The 19610-nt window shown below is 69.4% G+C and carries 21 protein-coding genes and 1 tRNA gene; 12 read left to right on the forward strand and 10 right to left on the reverse strand.

The annotated features are described in order from the left end of the window. Positions 1 to 145: 145 nt before the first annotated feature. Positions 146 to 511, forward strand: coding sequence for a DUF6223 family protein (locus UG56_RS17320; protein WP_071327162.1), 366 nt, complete (start codon positions 146 to 148; stop codon positions 509 to 511). A gap of 80 nt (positions 512 to 591) precedes the next feature. On the opposite strand, the gene rlmC is transcribed toward UG56_RS17320, so the two are convergent. Genes rlmC through UG56_RS17345 form a run of 5 tightly spaced genes read right to left on the reverse strand, consistent with a single transcriptional unit; the run spans position 592 to position 5174 of the window. Then, positions 592 to 1719 carry a 23S rRNA (uracil(747)-C(5))-methyltransferase RlmC gene (rlmC, locus tag UG56_RS17325; RefSeq protein WP_045550577.1) on the reverse strand — a complete coding sequence of 376 codons (1128 nt, stop codon included), beginning with the start codon at positions 1717 to 1719 and terminating at the stop codon, positions 592 to 594. 3 nt (positions 1720 to 1722) lie between these two features. After that, entirely contained in the window at positions 1723 to 2124 is a 402-nt protein-coding gene (locus tag UG56_RS17330; protein WP_045550578.1) for a DUF4190 domain-containing protein, read from the reverse strand. A gap of 3 nt (positions 2125 to 2127) precedes the next feature. Then, entirely contained in the window at positions 2128 to 2823 is a 696-nt protein-coding gene (locus tag UG56_RS17335) for a DUF4190 domain-containing protein (protein WP_084101213.1), read from the reverse strand. 15 nt (positions 2824 to 2838) lie between these two features. Then, the gene (locus tag UG56_RS17340; protein WP_045550580.1) at positions 2839 to 3894 is read right to left on the reverse strand and encodes an adenosine deaminase; all 1056 of its coding nucleotides are present in this window, start codon (positions 3892 to 3894) and stop codon (positions 2839 to 2841) included. Then, positions 3891 to 5174 carry an aminotransferase class I/II-fold pyridoxal phosphate-dependent enzyme gene (locus UG56_RS17345; RefSeq protein ID WP_045550581.1) on the reverse strand — a complete coding sequence of 428 codons (1284 nt, stop codon included), beginning with the start codon at positions 5172 to 5174 and terminating at the stop codon, positions 3891 to 3893. Before UG56_RS17345 ends, UG56_RS17340 begins: the two co-directional genes overlap by 4 nt. Before the next feature lie 129 nt (positions 5175 to 5303). Between UG56_RS17345 and UG56_RS17350 the strand changes: the two genes are divergently transcribed. The 3 genes from UG56_RS17350 (at position 5304) to nusG (ending at position 6536) form a co-directional block, all read left to right on the forward strand. Then, a tRNA-Trp gene (locus UG56_RS17350) sits at positions 5304 to 5376 on the forward strand. A gap of 16 nt (positions 5377 to 5392) precedes the next feature. Continuing rightward, positions 5393 to 5668, forward strand: a complete 276-nt coding sequence (secE, locus tag UG56_RS17355; RefSeq protein ID WP_084101205.1) for a preprotein translocase subunit SecE — start codon at positions 5393 to 5395, stop codon at positions 5666 to 5668. 61 nt (positions 5669 to 5729) lie between these two features. Then, positions 5730 to 6536 carry a transcription termination/antitermination protein NusG gene (gene nusG, locus UG56_RS17360; protein WP_256206704.1) on the forward strand — a complete coding sequence of 269 codons (807 nt, stop codon included), beginning with the start codon at positions 5730 to 5732 and terminating at the stop codon, positions 6534 to 6536. A gap of 166 nt (positions 6537 to 6702) precedes the next feature. On the opposite strand, the gene UG56_RS17365 is transcribed toward nusG, so the two are convergent. From UG56_RS17365 to UG56_RS17375, 3 genes are all read right to left on the reverse strand, one after another. Next, positions 6703 to 7860 carry a glycosyltransferase family 4 protein gene (locus UG56_RS17365; RefSeq protein WP_052693944.1) on the reverse strand — a complete coding sequence of 386 codons (1158 nt, stop codon included), beginning with the start codon at positions 7858 to 7860 and terminating at the stop codon, positions 6703 to 6705. A 110-nt stretch (positions 7861 to 7970) separates the two neighbouring features. Next, complete coding sequence (locus tag UG56_RS17370) at positions 7971 to 9686, reverse strand: alpha-glucosidase (RefSeq protein WP_045550584.1); 1716 nt, start codon at positions 9684 to 9686, stop codon at positions 7971 to 7973. Between the two features lie 116 nt (positions 9687 to 9802). Then, positions 9803 to 10975, reverse strand: a complete 1173-nt coding sequence (locus UG56_RS17375; protein ID WP_052693946.1) for a lytic transglycosylase domain-containing protein — start codon at positions 10973 to 10975, stop codon at positions 9803 to 9805. Positions 10976 to 11212: 237 nt separating this feature from the next. Between UG56_RS17375 and rplK the strand changes: the two genes are divergently transcribed. The 5 genes from rplK to UG56_RS17400 all read left to right on the forward strand — a co-directional run bounded on the left by rplK (position 11213) and on the right by UG56_RS17400 (position 14848). Then, positions 11213 to 11641 carry a 50S ribosomal protein L11 gene (gene rplK, locus UG56_RS17380; protein ID WP_045550585.1) on the forward strand — a complete coding sequence of 143 codons (429 nt, stop codon included), beginning with the start codon at positions 11213 to 11215 and terminating at the stop codon, positions 11639 to 11641. 62 nt (positions 11642 to 11703) lie between these two features. Continuing rightward, the gene (gene rplA / locus UG56_RS17385) at positions 11704 to 12417 is read left to right on the forward strand and encodes a 50S ribosomal protein L1 (RefSeq protein ID WP_045550586.1); all 714 of its coding nucleotides are present in this window, start codon (positions 11704 to 11706) and stop codon (positions 12415 to 12417) included. A gap of 78 nt (positions 12418 to 12495) precedes the next feature. Then, complete coding sequence (locus tag UG56_RS17390) at positions 12496 to 13287, forward strand: ABC transporter substrate-binding protein (protein WP_045550587.1); 792 nt, start codon at positions 12496 to 12498, stop codon at positions 13285 to 13287. After that, complete coding sequence (locus UG56_RS17395) at positions 13284 to 14096, forward strand: amino acid ABC transporter permease (RefSeq protein ID WP_256206705.1); 813 nt, start codon at positions 13284 to 13286, stop codon at positions 14094 to 14096. Before UG56_RS17390 ends, UG56_RS17395 begins: the two co-directional genes overlap by 4 nt. After that, positions 14096 to 14848 (forward strand): amino acid ABC transporter ATP-binding protein, encoded by a 753-nt coding sequence (locus tag UG56_RS17400; RefSeq protein WP_045550589.1) that lies wholly within the window; start codon positions 14096 to 14098, stop codon positions 14846 to 14848. Before UG56_RS17395 ends, UG56_RS17400 begins: the two co-directional genes overlap by 1 nt. Before the next feature lie 10 nt (positions 14849 to 14858). Here UG56_RS17400 and UG56_RS17405 read toward each other — a convergent pair whose 3' ends face one another. Beyond that, positions 14859 to 16040 carry an MFS transporter gene (locus UG56_RS17405; RefSeq protein ID WP_071327163.1) on the reverse strand — a complete coding sequence of 394 codons (1182 nt, stop codon included), beginning with the start codon at positions 16038 to 16040 and terminating at the stop codon, positions 14859 to 14861. Positions 16041 to 16104: 64 nt separating this feature from the next. Between UG56_RS17405 and UG56_RS17410 the strand changes: the two genes are divergently transcribed. The 3 genes from UG56_RS17410 to UG56_RS17420 are packed head-to-tail and all read left to right on the forward strand — an operon-like array spanning position 16105 to position 18270. Beyond that, complete coding sequence (locus tag UG56_RS17410) at positions 16105 to 16644, forward strand: CGNR zinc finger domain-containing protein (protein WP_256206706.1); 540 nt, start codon at positions 16105 to 16107, stop codon at positions 16642 to 16644. Positions 16645 to 16648: 4 nt separating this feature from the next. Then, positions 16649 to 17527 carry a phosphotransferase family protein gene (locus UG56_RS17415; protein WP_045547013.1) on the forward strand — a complete coding sequence of 293 codons (879 nt, stop codon included), beginning with the start codon at positions 16649 to 16651 and terminating at the stop codon, positions 17525 to 17527. A gap of 32 nt (positions 17528 to 17559) precedes the next feature. Next, on the forward strand, positions 17560 to 18270 hold the full coding sequence (locus UG56_RS17420) for a maleylpyruvate isomerase family mycothiol-dependent enzyme (protein ID WP_045547014.1): 711 nt from the start codon (positions 17560 to 17562) through the stop codon (positions 18268 to 18270). Here the strand turns inward: UG56_RS17420 and UG56_RS17425 are convergent. Then, positions 18250 to 19473 (reverse strand): MFS transporter, encoded by a 1224-nt coding sequence (locus UG56_RS17425; protein WP_045547015.1) that lies wholly within the window; start codon positions 19471 to 19473, stop codon positions 18250 to 18252. The genes UG56_RS17420 and UG56_RS17425 overlap by 21 nt on opposite strands. Positions 19474 to 19610 lie beyond the last annotated feature (137 nt).

A 19610-nucleotide genomic window follows, 5' to 3' on the forward strand; every position in this document is an offset into this window, starting at 1 on the left:
TCCGCGAGTCCCTCTGGCGCAGCACTTCCGGCTACCACGTACGCAGTAGCGGCGGCGCCGAAGAGTCGACGTCGGCAGGACGACTCACAGGCGCGCCGACGGGACGATCGAGTCATCTGATCGAACCCCAACCAAGGAGCTCTCGATGTCCCTGAACGACCTGCTCATCAGCGCCGCCGACCCCGACGTCGGCGCCTACACACTGACCACCGCCCGGCTGTGGGCGACGCTCGCCGCGTTCGTCGGGCTGGGCGGAGTGGTGGCCGGCGCCGCAGCCCGGGGGCGCGCCGCCCGCGGCGTCGGCAACCGTGGCCGCAACGGCGCCGTCGTGGCACTGGGCTGCGGCTCGATCGCCCTGGTCACCGGCGTCGTCAACCTGCTCGTCGCCGACGGCGGACCCGGCACCGGCAACGGCGTCGTCGGCGGCGGGATCGCGATCGTCCTCGGCCTCACGGCCCTGACCCTGGGCGCCCTCACGCTGAACCGATCCCGCCGAGTCGGCGCGTCCTGACCGAATCCCCCCGCCGAATCGGCTCGTTCTAACGAGCCGACTCGGCGAGGTTCTGGGTCAGTTCGAGCCGACTCGGCCGGTCAGCGGCGGGTCAGGGAGACGAGCACCTCGTGGTGGTCGGTGTTGGGGAACATGTCGAGCAGCCGTGCCGACACCGGCCGCAACGAGGGCATGTCGAGCAGGTCGCGGGCGAGGGTGTCGACGTTGCACGACGAGTAGACGACGTGCTCGACCCCGGACTCCTCCAGCCAGCCGGCGAGCGAGGAGCCGATCCCGCGTCGCGGCGGGTTGACGATGACCAGGTCGGGCGCGGAGCCGGCGGAGAGGGCGTACGCGGTCGCGTCCCCGGCCACCCAGCTGGTGGCCGGCAGGCCCAGCTCGGCCGCGGTCGAGGCGGCAGCCTCGATGGCCTGCTCGCTGGACTCGACGCCGAGCACCTCCCGCCCGGGCGCGGCGACGTGCAGCCCGAAGCCGCCGACGCCGCAGTAGAGGTCCCACACCGTGGCCGGTGACACCGCGGAGACCAGGTCGCGGGCGTGCCGGTAGAGGGCCGCCGCCACGGAGGTGTTGGTCTGGAAGAAGGAGTGCGGGCGCAGCCGCAGCCCGATCCCGTTGACCTCCATCGTGAGCGCCTCGCGAGGAGTCAGGAAGATCTCCTCGGGCCCCTCGATGACGGCCTTGTGCTCCGGCTGGATGTTGACCGACGCCACGGCGATCGGGAGCGATTCCAGCAGCGCGGGAAGGTGCTTGCGCAGCCGGGACAGCGCCTCGGTGGACCGCAGCACCCACCGCACCATCAGCTCACCGCCGGGCGCCTCGGTGACGATCACGTGCTTGAGCTCGCCGCGCCGCTCCGGCACCGAGTAGGGGGTCAGCCGCGCCGTCGTGACGAACCGGGACAGGACCGGAAGCGCCGCCTGCAGCCCCGGCGTGTGCAGCCCGCACGCGAGCAGATCCACGCCGAGACCGTCGTGCGACAGGATGCCCAGCGTCGGCGCCTCCACCGAGCCGGCGACGACCATCTTCGCCTTGTTGCGGAAACCGGCCTCCGGGCTGGAGACCGGTTCCTCCCAACGTACGGCGCCGAACCCGACCGGATCGAGCGCGGCCGCGACCCGCTGCTGCTTCTGCGCGAGCTGGTCGGCGTAGGCCATCTCCAGCCAGCGGCAGGAGCGGCAGACGCCGGCGGTGAAGTAGCCGCAGTCCATCCGTCAGATTCGGCTGCTCAGCATCGCGTTGATGCTGTCGAACGTCGTGGTGGAGTCGGTCTCCTTGGAGGCGACGACGATCATCACGATGATGAAGATGACGTAGGCGACCCAGAAGAGCATGTAGAGCGCGCCGAAGATCGTCCCGATGAGGCCGGTGATGAAGCCGGCCTGAGCGTTGCCGCGCCCGCCGTACGCCGCCGGGTTGGCGTCGATCTCGGCCATCACCCGCTTGCCCTTGATCCATCCGAACGGGGCGACGAAGACGCCGATGCCGCCGCACATGACCGACAGGCACAGCCCGACGATCCCGAGGACCATCGCCGAGTTGGCCTCGGGGTGCGGGGGCGGCTGCGGGAAGCCGTACGGTGCCGGCTGGTAGCCCGGCGGGGGCGTGGTCGTCATCCCTCAGAACTCGCTGTCGTACGAGTCGTAGCCGCCGTCGTAGCCCGAGTCGAACCCGCCGCTGACGCCGATGATGATGACGACGACGACGGCGAGGATGCTCAGGACCAGCAGGACCGTGCCGATGATGCCGAGGACGAAGCCGGCCTGCGCGTTGCCGCGGCCGGTCAGGGCGCCGGCGGCCGCATCGATCCGCTTCTTCGCCGACAGACCCATGAACAGGGCGAAGGGGGAGAGCACGATCGGGAGGCCGCAGAAGAACCCGCCCACGAGCCCGATGATGCCCAGGACCATCGCCGTGGTCGCGCCGGAGTCCGGGGCGCCGACGGCACTCGAGTACGCCGGCGGGGCGCCGTAGGGCGCCTGACCGTAGCCCGGCTGAGCGCCGTAACCCGGCTGAGCGCCGTAACCCGGCTGAGCGCCGTAGGCCGGCGGCGGAGGCGTCTGCCCGTAGCCCGCGGCCGGTGCCGGCGGGACCGGCGGCTTCTGGTCGAACGTCGCGCCGCCGTAGGGGTTCGACGGCTGCTCACCGTAGGTCTGGCCGTACATCGGCTGGGTCGGCGCGGGCGGCGTCGACCCGGGCGGGGTCGCCACCTGGGTCACGTCGCTCTGGTCCGGCTCGGACGGCGTGGGCGAAGGCGGGGTGGACGCGTCGCTCGGCGTGGTGGGATCGGGCTGATCGTCGGACGGGTTCGTCATGGCCGTCATTCTGTCTTAACTCGGGGCATCCGTGCGCTGCGAGGGCGTGTTGAGCCAGTCGTCGATCTCGACGAGCAGACCCTTCTTGGTCGACTCCGGCGCGGTCGAGGCGGTGATGGACATCCGGGCCAGGTCGGCGAGGGTCTCGTCGGTGAGCTCGTGGGCGGCCCGCATCGTCGCGTACTGCGCCGCCAGCCGGGACCCGAACAGCAGCGGGTCGTCGGCTCCGAGCGCCACCGTCGCGCCCGCGTCGAGCAGCTGCGGCAGCGGCACCGAGGTGAGGTCGGAGTAGACGCCGAGCGACACGTTCGAGGTCGGGCAGACCTCCAGCGCGACGCCCGCCCGCACGATCTCGTCGAGCAGCGCCGGATCCTCGGCAGCGCGTACGCCGTGACCCAGCCGGGTCGCGTGCAGCGACCGCAGCACGGTGCGGATGTGCTCGGGCCCGCGCAGCTCACCGCCGTGCGGCATCAGCCGCAGCCCGGCCCGCTCGGCGATCCGGAAGGCGTGGTCGAACTCCTCGGTCCGCCCGCGCCGCTCGTCGTTGGAGAGCCCGAAGCCGACCACACCCTGGTCGACGTACTGCCCGGCCAGGCGCGCCAGCGTGCGCGCGTCCATCGGGTGCCGGGTGCGGTTGGAGGCGATGATCACCGCGATCCCCAGCCCGGTCGCCCGCTCGGCGTCGCGCACGGCGTCGAGAACCAGGTCCGTGAAGGCCGTGATCCCGCCGAACTTCGCCGCATAGCCCGACGGGTCGACCTGGATCTCCAGCCACCTGCCGCCGTCGCGTACGTCGTCCTCGGCGACCTCCATGACGAGCCGCCGGATGTCGGCCTCGGTGCGCAGCACCGAGCGGGCCACGTCGTAGAGCCGCTGGAACCGGAACCAGCCCTTCTCGTCGGCCGCGCTCAGCGCCGGCGGCCACTCCGAGACCAGCTGCTCGGGCAGCCGGATCCCGTCGCGGGTGGCCAGCTCGAGCAGGGTCTCGTGGCGCATCGCACCGGTGAAGTGCAGGTGCAGGTGCGCCTTCGGCAGCGTACGGAGGTCGCGGCGGTCGGCGGGCACAGTCACGCGAGCAGCTTCTCGGCAGCGGCCAGCTTCACGCACGCCGTGACGACCTCCATGGCCGCGCTGACCTGCTCCAACGGCGGGAAGGACGGAGCGAGACGGATGTTGGTGTCCTCGGGATCGACCTTGCCGGGGAACGCCGAGCCGGCCGGGGTGAGCGCGACGCCGGCACCCTTGGCCAGCTCGATGACCCGGCTCGCGGTGCCCGGGAGCACGTCGAGGCTGACGAAGTAGCCACCCGCGGGCTTGGTCCAGGTCGCCACACCGAGCGAGCCGAGCTCGTCGGTGAGGGCGTCCTCGACGGCCGCGAACCGCGGCGCCAGGAGCGCGCGGTGCTTGGCCATGTGCTCGCGTACGCCTGCGGCCGAGCCGAAGAACTCCGCGTGCCGCAGGTGGTTGACCTTGTCCGGGCCGATGGCCCCGCTGCTCAGGTGGTCGAGCCACCAGGCGACGTTCTCCTTCGAGCCGCCGAAGAAGCCGACGCCCGCGCCCGCGTAGGTGACCTTGGAGGTCGAGGCGAAGACCAGCGGACGATGGGGGTTGCCGGCCGCGTTGGCCAGCGAGACCACGTCGGCGGTCTTGGTCTCGGCCGGGGTCAGGTGGTGCAGCGCGTAGGCGTTGTCCCAGAAGATCTTGAAGTCGGGAGCCGCGGTCGGCATCGAGGTGAGCCGCTCGGCGATCTCCTGCGAGGTGGTGTCGCCGGTCGGGTTGGAGTAGGTCGGCACCAGCCACATGCCCTTGACCGCGGGGTCGTCCTTGACCAGCGCCGCGACGGCCTCGACGTCGGGGCCGTCGGCGTTCATCGGGACCGGCAGCATCTCGATCCCGAACCACTCCAGCAGCGTGAAGTGGCGGTCGTAGCCCGGCACCGGGCAGACGAACTTCACCGTCTCCTCGCGGTTCCACGGACGCTCGCTGTCGACGCCACCGTGAAGCCACAGGTACATCAGCGTGTCGCGCATCATCGTGAGGCTGGAGTTGCCGCCGGCGATGAGCTGGTCGGTGCTCAGACCGAGCAGCTCGGCGTAGATCTCTCGGATCTCGATGCCACCCGCCAGACCGCCGTAGTTGCGGGTGTCGGTGCCGTCCGGGGCCGTCGTCGACTTGGGGAGATGGAGCAGGCCGTCGGAGAGGTCGAGCTGGTCCGCCGAGGGCTTGCCCCGGGTCAGGTCCAGCTTCAGGCCCTTGGCCACCAAGTTGTCGTACGCCGTGCGCTGCTCCGTTGCGAACGCTTCGAGTTCCTCGCGCGAGAGCTCGGCGAGGGGACGGGGATCTGAGGTCATGCCAGCAATCCTATGGGTCATCGCACCCCGGTTTTGGAACCGCCATTGCCCCGTGCGTAGACTCACCGTTGGTGGTCTTCCCACATGGTTAGCCGCGCCCTCAACCGCGCGTCTGATGCAGACCTCCGTAGGGCACTAGCTCAACTGGCAGAGCATCGGTCTCCAAAACCGAAGGTTGGGGGTTCAAGTCCCTCGTGCCCTGCAAAGCCGGACCAGCGATGGAAACGTTTTCGAGAGAAGGTGGCGGCGTGACGGACAGCAAGGCGGTCCCGACTCCGAGCGACAAGAAGACGGAGAAGCGCACCAGTCTCCCGACGTTCTACCGCCAGGTCGTGGCCGAGCTCCGCAAGGTCGTCTGGCCGACGCAGAATCAGCTCACGACGTACTTCATCGTGGTTCTGGTCTTCGTCCTCGTGATGATGGCGATCACCGCGGGCCTTGACCTCGGGTTCGGCAAGTTGATGTTCTGGGTGTTCGGCGGCCGCGACGCGTGATCGCGTGGGCCCCGGCCGCGGAACACACCCGATACACACAATCAACGGTTTGGAGCAGGACGTGTCTGAGCAGGACTACACCGAGGAGACCGAGGTCCTCGAGACGGCCGAGGCCGCCTCCGACGTGCCTGCAGAGGCTGAGTTCGACGGGTCCGACGAGTCCGGTGACGCCGGCGAGGACGCTTCGTCGTTCGACGAGATCGTCGAGGGCGAGGCCCCCGAGGCCGCTGACGACGACCCGCTCGAGGCGTTCCGCCGTGAGCTGTGGGCCAAGCCGGGCGACTGGTTCGTGATCCACACCTACTCCGGCATGGAGAACCGGGTGAAGTCCAACCTGGAGAACCGCATCGTCTCCCTCAACATGGAGGACTACATCCACGAGATCGTGGTCCCCACCGAGGAGGTCCCGGAGATCAAGAACGGCCAGCGCAAGATGGTCAAGCGCACCGTTCTCCCGGGTTACGTCCTGGTCCGGATGGACCTCACCGACGAGTCCTGGGCCGCCGTGCGCCACACCCCGTCGGTCACCGGTTTCGTCGGCCACAGCCACCAGCCGGTGCCGCTGTCGATGACCGAGGTCGAGAACATGCTCGCCCCCGCCGTCGTCGCCCAGGCCGAGGCCGAGGCTGCCGCCGCCGGTGAGGCTGCGACCGCCACCTCCGGTGCCACCGGCACCGCCAAGAAGCCCGTCGAGGTCGTCGACTTCGCCGAGGGCGACTCGGTCACCGTCGTCGACGGCCCCTTCGCCACTCTGCACGCGACCATCACCGAGCTCAACGCCGAGTCCCAGCGCGTCAAGGCGCTCGTCGAGATCTTCGGTCGCGAGACCCCGGTCGAGCTCTCGTTCAACCAGATCGAGAAGGTTTGAGCCTACGACCCCGCGAGCGAAGCGAGCGGGGTCGTAACGCGAAAAGGTCGAGCGAGCGCAGCGGCTGAGCTTGCGAAGCCGCGAAGCGGGTCGAGACCAACTTTCCCGTAGCAATCAGGCCCCCGTTCGTCATCCGAACGGGGGCCTGCTGCGTTGTCGCTGAGCTCTAGGCGGGTGTATGCAAGACAGGCCGCTCCTGCGGATCGCCGGCCGAAGGCAACCGAACGAGAGTCTCCAAGTCGCGTACGACGGCTGCGGGCGTGATCGGGGACGGCATCAGCAACACGTCGATGAGGTCGTCGACCGAGTTGTCGACGGTGAACCTGGCGGCCGCGTCGAGTCTGACGACCTCGTCGACCGCGCCGAGAGCCGCGGCCTCGCGGATGCCTCGAGCCAACGCGGCGGGGTCGTCCGGGGCGACCAGCGTGATCGAACCGCAGTCCGTCTCGGGGAGTCCTCCGTCGTCGGAGGCGACCACGCGGCAGCCGGAGTGCTGGGCCTCGATCGAGACGATGCCGAAGGTCTCGTGCCAGTACTGGCTGTTGGAGGGCATGACGATGATGTCGTGCCGGGCCATCAACGTGGCCATCGCGCGCGGCGTGGTTCTGCGGGGCACGAGCCGAACGCTGGGATGTGCTTCGAGGACCCGCTCGATGTTGCGGCCCTGTGGTTTGTCGGAGCCCGCGGTCGTGGCCGTGCAGGTGAAGGTCCGTTCCTGGCCGGCCGGGTCCAGGTCGAGCATTGCCAGCAACGTGTAGATCCCCTTCTCGGGGCTGAGCCGGCCCGCGTAGAGGATGCGAGTCCCGGTCTCCTCGGAAGGCGGGCGCATCTCGGTGCTGAAGCACGCCTCGGCGTACGGGTAGACGATGCTGATGGTGTCCAGATCGACATCGAGGAACTCGGACCACAACCGCGCCGAGAATCGGCTGGTCGCGATCAGCGACCGGTCCTGCATCGTCGCCGCGATACGGACCCGGCCGGCAGCGTCACCCGGTGGTGGCACGTGCAGCATCTGGTAGGCAGGTCGCTTGGTTCTCACGACGGGGAACTCGGCCACGAAGATCACGACCCCGTCGAGCTCGCCGACGTCCGCGACACACGCCATCGAGAGGAAGGGGACGTCCGTGAACTCGTCGCGTCCGTCCGTCATCCCGACTCCAATGGTGACGACGTGGGCGTTGAGACCGCGGCGATTGAGCTCTCGGACGTGGCCGATCGTGTAGTTCTCGGTGCCCCCGGTGCCCGCCGGCAGTGGCTGGTGCGGGTTCCAGACGAAGTAGATGTTTCCGACTGTCTTCGGACGATCGTCGAGATACGAAGGCATCTGACCACTGTCTGCGGGTTGCTGCCGACACCGCTGCCGTGTGCCCGCGCGATGTCCGCGTCGGGCGGTAGGTGTCCTGCAGTCTTGGCCTCAGTGTAGCCGCCGGGACGTCACCTCGCGTAGACGCGGACTTCCCAGGGTTCCAGCCGATCGGGATCGATCCTGCGGCGGGGGTAGTTGGCCAGCACCAGGTCGCGAGCCACCCGGTCGTCGCGGTCGACGGAGACCGGCAGGTCGGACAGATTCGCATCGACGGTGAGGGTCGTGCCGTCCAGCTGGCGCCGGAACGAGTAGATCTGGTCACGGCCCGTGTCGACGGCGGCGAAGTGCCCGTCCACCACGACCGGCAGGTGGTGCCGCAGCGCGATCAGGGCGCGGTAGTACTCATAGACCGAGCCCGGCGCACCGCGCTGTGCGGCGACGTTCAACCAGCTGTGGTTGGGATTGATCCCGATCCAGGCAGTGCCGGGCGTGAAGCCGGCGCCGGGCGCGGCGCTCCACTGCATCGGCGTACGTGCGTTGTCCCGGCTCCGCCGTCGCAGGGTGTCCAGCGCGACGGCGGCGTCCACGCGGTGCGTACCGACCGCTCTCGCGTAGTAGTCGAGAGACTCGATGTCTCGGAAGTCGTCGATGCCGGTGAACGGGGCGTTGGTCATCCCGATCTCCTCGCCCTGGAAGACGTAGGGGGTGCCCCGGTGCAGGTGCAGCACCGTGGCCAGCGCGGTTGCCGACTCGCGCCAGTACGTCGTGTCGTTGCCGTAGCGGGAGACGACCCTGGGCTGGTCGTGGTTGTTCCAGTAGAGGCTGTTCCATCCGGTGTCGCCGAGGGCGGTCTGCCATCTCGCTAGCGTGTCGCGCAGGTCCTTCACGCTCATCCGTCGTTGGGTCCACTTGTCGCCGTCCGCGTCGAGGTTGACGTGCTCGTACTGGAACACCATGGCCAGCTGGCCATGCACCTGGTGGGTGAACTCCCGGGCCTGCTCGGGCGTGACCCCTGGCATCTCGCCCACGGTGAGGTAGCTGCCCGGCCGCGAGTCGAACACCCGGCGCTTCATCTCGGCCAGATAGTCGCGGATCCGGGGACCATGGCCGAAGTACGGCATCCCGTCGCCGTAGCCGTCGCGGTTGAGCGGCGCGTCGGGCAGCCGGGGATCCTTGGAGATGAAGTTGATGACGTCCATCCGGAAGCCGTCGATCCCGCGGTCGAGCCACCAGTTCATCATCGTGAACACCGCCTCGCGGGTGTCCGGGTTGTCCCAGTTCAGATCCGGCTGGGACCGAGCGAACAGGTGCAGGTAGTACTGGCCGCGCTCCGGCGCCCACTCCCATGCGGACCCGCCGAAGGACGCGCCCCAATTGTTGGGCTCCGACCCGGGCGCACCGGGGATCGTCCCCGGCCGTGCGTCCCGCCAGAAGTACCACTCCGAGGTGGCCGCCTCGCGCGAGGCGCGCGCGGCCAGGAACCAGGGGTGCTGATCAGAGGTGTGGTTGACGACGAGGTCCATGATCAGCCTCATGCCCCGTCGATGGACCGCGTCGAGCAGCCGGTCGAGGTCTTCCAAGGTGCCGAAGAGCGGATCGACATCCTGGTAGTCGCTGACGTCGTAACCGTTGTCCTCCTGCGGCGAGCGGTAGACCGGGGACAGCCAGATCACATCGATCCCCAGCTCCTGGAGGTAGTCCAGGTGTTGCACGATGCCGGGAAGGTCACCGATGCCGTCGTCGTCGGAGTCGGCGAAGCTGCGGACGTAGATCTGGTAGACCACCGCCGACTTCCACCACGCCTCGCGGTTCGAGGCCGACCGAGGCGTGCCGGGTGCGGCCATGTGCCACCGCCTCGGGTTTGCCACCATGCCAGTGTCGAGAGTGACCTGGACGACTGTGACCTTGATTCGAGCCTATCCGGAGTGCCAAGTGAGCGTTCGGGGGTCGCGAGGGCGCCTCACGGCAGCGTCTTGATCAGCCACTCGACGTACCCGGTGATGTCGGTGACGACGCCGGGGACGGCGGCCTTGGCCTGGGTGACGGTCTTGCCGAGCAGCCGGATGCTGCAGGCGTCGACGGCGCGGTCGGTGTCCCAGCCGTCGGCGAGGTCGGGGAAGCGGGAGGCGAGCTCGGCGGCACAGATCCCACGGCGTTCGGGGATCGAGGCCCAGCTGCCGTCGTCGGTGGGCGTGGGGCTGGGGCTCGGGGCCGTCGACGGGCTCGAGCTCGGCTTCGCCGAGGGCTGGGCGCCGGCGGTCGGCTTCGGAGCGGTCGATGCCGGCTTCTTCTTCCCGGGCTTCTTGTCGGTCTTCTTCGTCGTGTCCCGCCCGTGGCCGCCCGGGGTGGGCTCGGCGTGCGCGGGTGCGGCGGCGAGCTCGATGTCGTCGCCGCCGTAGGGGCTGTCGGAGTAACCCTTGGCGATCTTCAGGACGGTGGAGACGTACGCCTCGCTGCGGTTGTAGCGGGTGAGCGCGGCCCGCTTCCCGGCTTCGGTGGAGACGTCCTCGTCGCCGGAGCAGAGGTAGACGGCGGCGGCGAGGGCGGCGTCGTCGATGTCCTGCGGATCGCGTACGCCGTCGCCGTCTCCGTCGACGGCCACCAGCGGCCAGGTCGACGGGATGAACTGCATCGGCCCGACGGCCCGGTCGCCGTCGGCGAGCTTGTCGACGGCGCCGGCGTCGGTGTCGGGTGCGGGGTCACCCGTGGGAGTGGTCAGCGCGGGACCGTAGATGGCGGGGATCGCCTTGCCCGAGTCGTCGAGCCGGCTGCTCTTCAGGCGCCCGTGGTCGGACTCGACCATCCCGACGGCGGCGAGCAGCGTCCAGTCGAGGGCGCAGGCCCGGTCGGCGGTGGTGACGACCGCGGCGGCCCGCTGGTAGGCGGCCAGTGCGGCCATCGGGATGTCGCTGCCCTTCGCCATCGCGATGGCGATCGTGCCGGTCCGGGCTCCTTCGCGGGCTCCCTGTGCCGGGGCGGGCTCGGTGACGCTCGCGGGCTGTTCGATCGCCGATGCCGCCAACGTCTCCCCGCCGGGCAGCTTCACCGGTTCGGCAGGATCGAACCCGGCCCCGGTGGCGGCAGCGGTCCAGGCGGCCGACAGTGCGGTCAGCGGGACGAGTGCGGCGTACATGGACAGACGACGTCGATTGAACAATTGAGCTCCCTTTGTAAATCCCCCGGGGAGTATGTCAAGGAGCGTGGTGGTCGTCACTGACGGGGTCCCACTCAGTGGGCCGCCCTGCGCTGATTTCGTGAACCCGAACGGATCACGGACAATTGACAAGTTGCGAGAGCAACACCGCAGGTGGCAGAGGCCGAAACGTACAAGCGGCTTCGTCATGACCACGAGAAGGAAGAGATCTCAAGAATGCCTCCGAAGAAGAAGATCGCAGCGCTCGTCAAGGTGCAGCTGCAGGCCGGCTCCGCGACCCCGGCCCCGCCGGTCGGTACCGCGCTCGGTCCGCACGGCGTCAACATCATGGAGTTCTGCAAGGCGTACAACGCCCAGACCGAGTCCATGCGCGGCAACGTGATCCCCGTCGAGATCACCATCTACGAGGACCGCTCGTTCACCTTCATCACGAAGACCCCGCCGGCCGCTGAGCTGATCAAGAAGGCCGCCGGCCTGAAGAAGGGCTCGTCCGTCCCGCACAAGGACAAGGTCGGCAAGCTGACCAAGGACCAGGTGCGCGAGATCGCGACCACCAAGCTGCCCGACCTCAACGCGAACGACATCGACGCCGCGATGAAGATCGTCGAGGGCACCGCCCGCTCCATGGGCGTCACCACCGACTGATACGTGGGAGAGCCGCGCTGGCTCGCTAACCACATCTCCTCTTAACTACCGAAGGAATCACCATGCAGCGCAGCAAGACCTACCGCGCGGCGTCGGAGACGTTCGACAAGAACGAGCTCTACGCCCCGCTGGCCGCGATCAAGATCGCCAAGGGCTCCAGCAAGAAGAAGTTCGACGAGACCGTTGACGTCGTCATGCGTCTCGGCGTCGACCCCCGCAAGGCCGACCAGATGGTGCGCGGCACCGTCAGCCTGCCCCACGGCACCGGTAAGACGATGCGCGTCATCGTCTTCGCCGCTGCTCCGGACAAGGCCGAGGCCGCTCGCGAGGCCGGCGCGGACGTCGTCGGTGCCGACGACCTCATCGAGAAGGTCTCCGGCGGTTGGCTCGACTTCGACGCCGTCGTCGCGACCCCCGACATGATGGGCAAGGTCGGCCGCCTCGGCCGCGTGCTCGGCCCCCGTGGCCTCATGCCGAACCCGAAGACCGGCACCGTCACCCCGGACCCGGCCAAGGCCGTGACCGACATCAAGGGCGGCAAGATCGACTTCCGGGTCGACCGTCACGCCAACCTTCACTTCATCATCGGCAAGGCCTCCTTCTCCGAGGCTCAGCTCGCCGAGAACTACGCCGCTGCTCTCGAGGAGGTGCTTCGTCTGAAGCCGTCCTCCTCCAAGGGCCGCTACCTGAAGAAGGTCACCCTCTCGACCACCATGGGCCCCGGTGTCCAGGTCGACCCCAACCGCATCAAGAACGTTGCGGGCGAGGACGAGTAAGTCTCGCGTCAAGACGATGGCCCGCCACCCCGAGGGGTGGCGGGCCATCGTCGTACAAAGAGTCGTAGAGTTCGGCGCATGAATCTGCGGAAGCTTGCTGCTGCCCTGACCGTTCCTGCCCTGGGGCTGGCGCTCGCCGCCTGCGGAGGCGGTGACGAAGGCGGCACCTCGGCGTCGGGTGCGAAGCTGGTCAAGGCCGACACCCTGACCATCTGCACGCACCTGCCCTACAAGCCGTTCGAGTTCAACGAGGGCGGCGAGGTCGTCGGCTTCGACGTCGACGTGCTCAAGATCGCGGCCGACTCCGAGAAGCTCAAGACGGACGTCGTCAACATCGGCTGGGAGACCATCGTCTCCGGCGAGGCGCTCAACTCCGGCAAGTGCGACGTCGCCGCCGGCGCGATGACGATCACCGAAGAGCGCGAGAAGGTCATGGACTTCACCGAGCCCTACTTCGAGGCGACCCAGGCGCTGATGACCAAGAAGGGCGCCGGGTACGCGTCGCTCGACGACCTCGCCGGCAAGACCATCGCCGTCCAGGAGGCCACCACCGGTGCCGACTACGTCAAGGAGCACGCTCCGAAGGACGCCAAGATCATCACGCTCGAGGACTCGGCGCTGATGATGCAGGCGGTCAAGAGCGGCAAGGCCGACGCCGGTGTCAACGACAACGGCCTGCTCTACGACTTCGTCAAGAACAACACCGACACCGAGATCACCAGCGAGTTCCAGACCGGTGAGTCCTACGGCTTCTCGGTCAAGAAGAACGGCAACGACAAGCTGCTCGACGTGCTCAACAAGGCCATCAACGACAAGGCCGCCTACGACGAGGTCTACAAGAAGTGGTTCGGGGAGGCTGCCGCCCAGTGACGGGCACGGCAGTGGTTCCCAAGAAGCGGATGTCGCCGCGCAAGCGTGCGGCGCTCGTTCGTTACGTCCAGTACGCCCTGCTGGTGCTGCTGGTCGTCGTCCTGGCCCTGATCGCGGACTGGGGCGAGATCAGGCGCGCGTTCCTCGACCTGGACATCGCGGGAGCACAGTTCCCCGACGTCATCGTGATCGCCCTCAAGAACACGATCATCTACACCGCCTGCGGCTTCGCCTTCGGGCTCGCGCTCGGCCTCGTGCTGGCGCTGATGCGGCTCTCGAGCGTCGGTCCGTACCGGTGGATCTCCACCGGCATCATCGAGCTCTTCCGTGGGCTGCCGGCGCTGGTCGTGTTCCTGGTGCTCGGACTCGGGCTCTCGCTGGCCTTCGGGACCCAGCTCTCCAACCTCACCACCGTCACCCTGGCGCTCGGTCTGGTCGGCGGTGCCTACATGGCCGAGACGATCCGGGCCGGCATCCAGGCGGTGCCGAAGGGACAGTACGAGGCCGCCCGCACCCTGGGCATGACCCACAGCCGGGCGATGATCACGATCGTGCTCCCGCAGGCGTTCCGGGTGATCCTGCCGCCGCTGACCAACGAGCTGATCCTGCTCACCAAGGACTCCTCGCTGGTCTACATCCTCGGGCTGTCCTTGGACGAGTACGAGCTCACCGCCTTCGGTCGAGAGAACATGAACGCCAACGCCAACCTGACCCCGATGGTCACGATCGCGCTGTGCTACCTGCTGATCACGGTGCCGCTCTCGATCGTCGTACGCCGCCTGGAAGCCAAGTCGGGGAAGGCCCGCTGATGACCGTCACTGCTGACCGCGGCGCAGCCGCGATCGACGTACAACAGCTGCACAAGTACTTCGGCGACAACGAGGTGCTCAAGGGCATCGACTTCCACATCGGCCGCGGCGAGGTCGTCTGCGTGATCGGCCCCTCCGGGTCCGGCAAGTCGACCCTGCTGCGCTGCGTGAACCTGCTCGAGCAGCCGACCAGCGGCACGATCCTGGTCGAGGGCGACGAGATCACCGACCCCGACGCGGACGTGGACGCGCTGCGGGCGCGGATCGGGATGGTCTTCCAGCAGTTCAACCTGTTCCCGCACATGACGGTGCTGCGCAACCTGACGGTCGCCCAGGAGAAGGTGCTCAAGCGCGGTCGCGCCGAGGCCACGCAGGTCGCCCGGGCCAACCTGGAGAAGGTCGGGCTCTCGGACAAGGCCGACGCCTACCCGGCTCACCTCTCCGGTGGCCAGCAGCAGCGCGTCGCCATCGCGCGTGCCCTGTCGATGAACCCCGACATGATGCTCTTCGACGAGCCCACCTCCGCGCTCGACCCCGAGCTCGTCGGGGACGTCCTGGCCGTCATGAAGGACCTCGCCTCCGAGGGCATGACCATGATGGTCGTGACCCACGAGATGGGCTTCGCCCGCGAGGTCGCCGACAAGGTCGTCTTCATGGACGGCGGTGTGATCGTCGAGGAGGGCCTGCCCGCCGACGTGCTCGGCAACCCGCAGCACGAGCGCACTCAGGCGTTCCTCTCCCGGGTGCTCTGAGACTGGATGTTCACCGACATACCTCGGTGAACATCCAGCGCGCCACCGGCGCAGTGACCGCCGCGAGGACGAGGCACAGACCGGTGCCGGTGAGCCAGACCGTCGGCACGGCGTGTGACAACAGGCCGGTGGCGAGCACCGGGCCGATCGTCTGCGCGATCCCCCAACAGGTCCCGTACGCCGCCAGGTAGCCCGCTCGCGACGCGTCGGTCGCCAACCCGGCCACGAGCGCGATCGATGGGCCGAGGAGAAGCACCTCGCCGAGTGCCACGATCCCGGAGCCGACGGCGAGGAGCGGCAGCGGTGCTGCGTACGCGACGACGGCGAAGCCGACGGCCATCAGGACCAGTCCCGCGCGGATGAGCGTGAACGGCCGGGCGGCGGCGCCGCGGAGCAGGCGCTGGCCGGCGACCGTGACCAGCGCGGCGACCACGAGGAGCCAGCCGGTCGCTGCGGCGTCGTGGCCGCGGGCGGAGACGGTGAGGGGGAGCGCGATCGTGCTGAGGATCCATGCGGTCGCGAACCCGGTGCCGAGGGCGAGCATGATCAGGAGCCGGCGGTCGCGCCAAGGACTCCGGCCGCGTCGCTGCGGGCCCGCCACCCGGCCACCGGTGTCGCGGACGAGGGCGAGGACGAGCCCCGCGGCGCACAGACAGGTGACCGCGTCGGCGACGAAGAGCAGGCGTAGGTCGACGCCGCCGACCAGAGCCGCCAGCGCTCCCGCCGCCACGCCCGCGACGGCCATCGCGGCCCCGTAGAGCCCGTACGCCTGCGGCCGCCGCTCGACCTCCACCGACTCCGCGATCAGCGCCTGGGAGGCGGGCTCGTAGATCTCGTAGGCCAGCCCGAGCAGCGTCGCGCCGACCAGCGCACCGCCGATGCCCGGGGACGCAGCGATGACCAGCTGTGCCGCCGCACAGGCCACGAGTCCCGCGACGATGGTCGGGCGACGGCCCACGGTGTCGGCCATCCAGCCGCCGAGGAGCCGTGACGGGATGGTGGCGGCGCCGAACGCCGTCACGACCGCGCCGGCCGTGGCGAGGGATGCGCCGTGCACCTCGACCAGGGCTACGGCCATGAACGCCATGGCGAACGACCCCAGCCGGTTGACCGCTCGGGCGATGACCAGCGCGACGAGCGACCGCGGCCATCTTGCGCGTTGGTGACTGGCCAATGGTTGAATGACGGTCATGAGTGCGACGGTAGATCCGGCGATGGTGACTGGTCAAATACATTTCGACAGTCACGTACACACGGTGACCGATCAGGCCTGCAGACTCGTCAACGCGCTGACCCCCGGTCACGACGGCACCCGACCCGTCGAGCCGCCACCCGAGGGGCAGCGGGCCCAGATCGTCCACGACCTGCTGGCCCGACCCGACTACGACCCGCGGGTCGACGAGTCCGCCGCCGACGGGATGGTCACCCTCGCCGAGTCGCTGCGGGTCGTCTTTCAGGCCGCGGCGAGCGATGACCTCGACACCGCGGCGACCACGGTCAACGGGCTCCTGCGGGAGATGGGCTCCGTCCCGCAGCTCGACCGGGCCCGCGGAGGCGGTTGGACGCTCCACTTCCACGGTCGCGAGCCCGGCCTGGTCGTCGGCTGGGGTGCCGGGATCGCCGCCGGGCTCGCGTTGGCGATCGGCTCGGACCTCGCCGGCCGGCTCGGCGTTTGCCAGGCGGCTCCCTGTGACCGCGTCTACGTCGACACCTCCAAGAACGCCGGCCGCCGCTTCTGCTCGACGCGATGCCAGAGCCGTGTGAAGGCTGCCGCACACCGGGCCCGCCAGAGGTAGCGGCGTGCGAACTGATCCCGGGACAGTGGACTGGTCGGCGGCCCTCGAGTGGGCCCAGGAGAAGCTGGGGGATCCGGCCGGTGACGTACGGCGCCTCTCCGGTGGCTGGACCTCGACCATGCTCGCGATCTCGGGCGACGGCCACGAGCCGGCGGTGCTCCGGCTGATGACCAACGAGCCGTGGCGTACGCACGGCGAGCCGCTCACCACCCGGGAGAGCGAGATCCAGCGGATGCTCGCGGCCACGGACGTGCCGGCGCCGAGGTCGCTCGCGCTCGACGCCACGGGTGAACGCTGCGGGCATCCTGCCCATCTGATGACACTGCTCCCGGGCAGGATCGAGCCGCAGCGCGACGACGCCGCCTCGCTCGTCCGGTTCGCGGAGCTGCTGGCGAGCATCCATGCGATCGAGGCGACCATCGACGTACGCAGCTACCAGTCGTGGGCGTGGGAGGCGAAGTTCGTCGTGCCGGCGTGGGCCACAGATGCGGGTCTGTGGGAGGACGCGTTCGCGCTGCTGCGCGGCGAGCCGCCGGCGTACGAACCCTGCTTCATCCACCGTGACTTCCAGCCGCGCAACGTGCTGTGGGATCGCGATGAGATCACCGGTGTCGTCGACTGGGTGGAGACGTCGATCGGACCGGCCTGGCTGGACGTGGCCCACTGTGCGACCAATCTGGCGATCATGCACAGCAACGAGGTCGCGGACCGGTTCGCCGATGCGTACGTCACGACGACCGGTCGCCCGCCACAGCCCTACTTCGACGTGATGGACGTGGTCGGCTTCCTCCCGCCACCCGGGAGGGCGTCGTTCATCACCGATCCGGCCGAGCTGGCCCGCCTCGAGCAGCGGCTTGCCGTGGTCCTGCCGAGATGCCGCTGAGCCCGGCTTCGGATGCCAGTAGGGTCGGCGGCGTGCCCACGCCTGACGACTACTTCGTGACCCTCGGTGAGCTGCAGACCGGGTTCGCGGCCGCGCTGAAGCAGGCCGACCCGGACCTGCCGGTGCCGTCCTGCGACGACTGGTCGGTCGGAGACCTGGCCGACCACCTGGCCGGGGTGCACCACTGGGCTGCGGCGATGGCTCGCGACGAGGTCGAGGAGCCGCTGCCGGTCCCGTTGGACCTGGTCGCGACCTACGAGGCGCAGGCCGCCGAGCTGCGCGAGACGCTGTCCGGGCTCGGGCCGGAGGCGACCGGCCGGATCCTCAACGGGCTGACCGAGGACGGCCGTGGGCCGGTCTCGTTCTGGTACCGACGCCAGGTGCACGAGACCCTCATCCACCTCTGGGACATTCGGACCGCGCTCGGGCTCTCGGCGCCCGAGGCGACCGCGGAGCTCTGGGCCGACACCGTCGACGAGGTGCTGACCGTGATGTACCCGCGGCAGGTCGCCCTGAAGCGCACCCGCAAGGTCGTCACCCGCATCGAGCTCACCGCCACCGACACCGGCGACACCTGGGCGATCGGAGCACCGAACGCGGTGCAGAAGGTCTCCGTCACCGGATCCGCTCGCGACCTGGCGCTGCTGCTCTGGGGACGTACGTCGCCCAAGACCGCCGAGCTCACCGTCACCGGTGACGAGGCCGCCCTGGCCGAGGCGCTCTCACGCGCGCTCGTCCCGTAGCCGGGCGAGCCGAGAGAGCCGGTCGCGGTCGGCCCGGCCGGTCCAGTAGCCGACCCAGACCGCCCCGGCGAGCGAGAAGAGCCCGAGCGCGACCGGCGCGGCGGCGATCGAGAAGACCGCGGCCAGCCCGGAGACCAGGAGCGGTCCACCGGTGCCGCCGAGGTCGCCGCACAGCCGCCAGCCGCCGAGGAACTGGGCGCGCCCGTCGGCCGGTGCGGCATCGGCGCCCATCGTCATCACGATCCCCGAGCCGAGACCGTTGCCGACGGCGATCAGCGCCATCACCGCGCCCAGGCTGAGCGCGTCGTGGGTGAGGGGGAGGAGCAGGCAGCCGACGCCGACGGCGAGCACCACCGGGATCGCCACGACCTGCCGCCCGCGGCGGTCGAGGAGCCAGCCGCCGGGGAGGGTGAGGGCGATGTCGACCAGCGCGGCGCCGGCGAAGAGCAGGGACACCACCGAGGCGTCGAGGTGGATGTGATCGGCCCACAGCGGGAGCAGGCCGGTGCGTACGGACCGCGAGATCCCGATGATCACCACGGCCACCCCGAGCGTGGCGAAGGTCCGGCGGTGCGCCCACAGCACGCTGCGTACGCTCAGGTGTCCCTGCTCGCGCGTACGGGTCCGGCCGAGCTCGGGCATCCAGCCGCCGATCACCGCCGAGCACAGCGACATCGCGGCCGCGAACAGGAAGACGACCGGCAGTCCGAAGAGATGGATGAGGCCGGCGCCGAGCAGCGGGCCGACGAAGACCCCGAGCCGGAACGACCCGCCCAGCAGCGACATCGCTCGTGCCCGGTGGGAGAGCGGTGTCGCGTCGATGAGGAAGCCCTGCCGCGCGATCAGGAACGCCGTCCAGCTCATCCCGCTCACGAAGACGGCGATCGCGAGCACGGCGACCGAGCTGCTGAGGAACGCCACGGTCATCGCCACCGCGTCGAGCGCGCCGGCCCCCATCAACGTACGCCGCTCGCCGATCCTCGCCACCAGGGAGCCCGCGGGCAACGAGGTGGCCAGCGACCCGATCCCGAGCAGCGCGACCACGAACGCGGCCATCGACGCGTCCGCGCCGAGGTCGGAGGCCCGCAGGGCGAGCACCGGCATCACCGCGCCGTGCCCCATGGAGCTGACGATCGAGGGCGCGTACGCCACCACCGCGATGTCTCGGAAGCGGAACTCCTGGGTCGTCGTCTCCGTCGTCACCCCTTTACTCTGCCTTATTCGTTACCAAGGCTCACTATTTTTATTGCTGCGCGAGACGACCGGAGCGAGGTCGAGCGGCGAGCTTGCTCGTCCGCTCGCGCCGAGCGAGGGAGTGACCGCGCGAAGCGCGGAGACGG

The organism is Nocardioides luteus (genome assembly GCF_000960475.2).
In the GTDB taxonomy this organism is placed as follows: domain Bacteria; phylum Actinomycetota; class Actinomycetes; order Propionibacteriales; family Nocardioidaceae; genus Nocardioides; species Nocardioides luteus_A.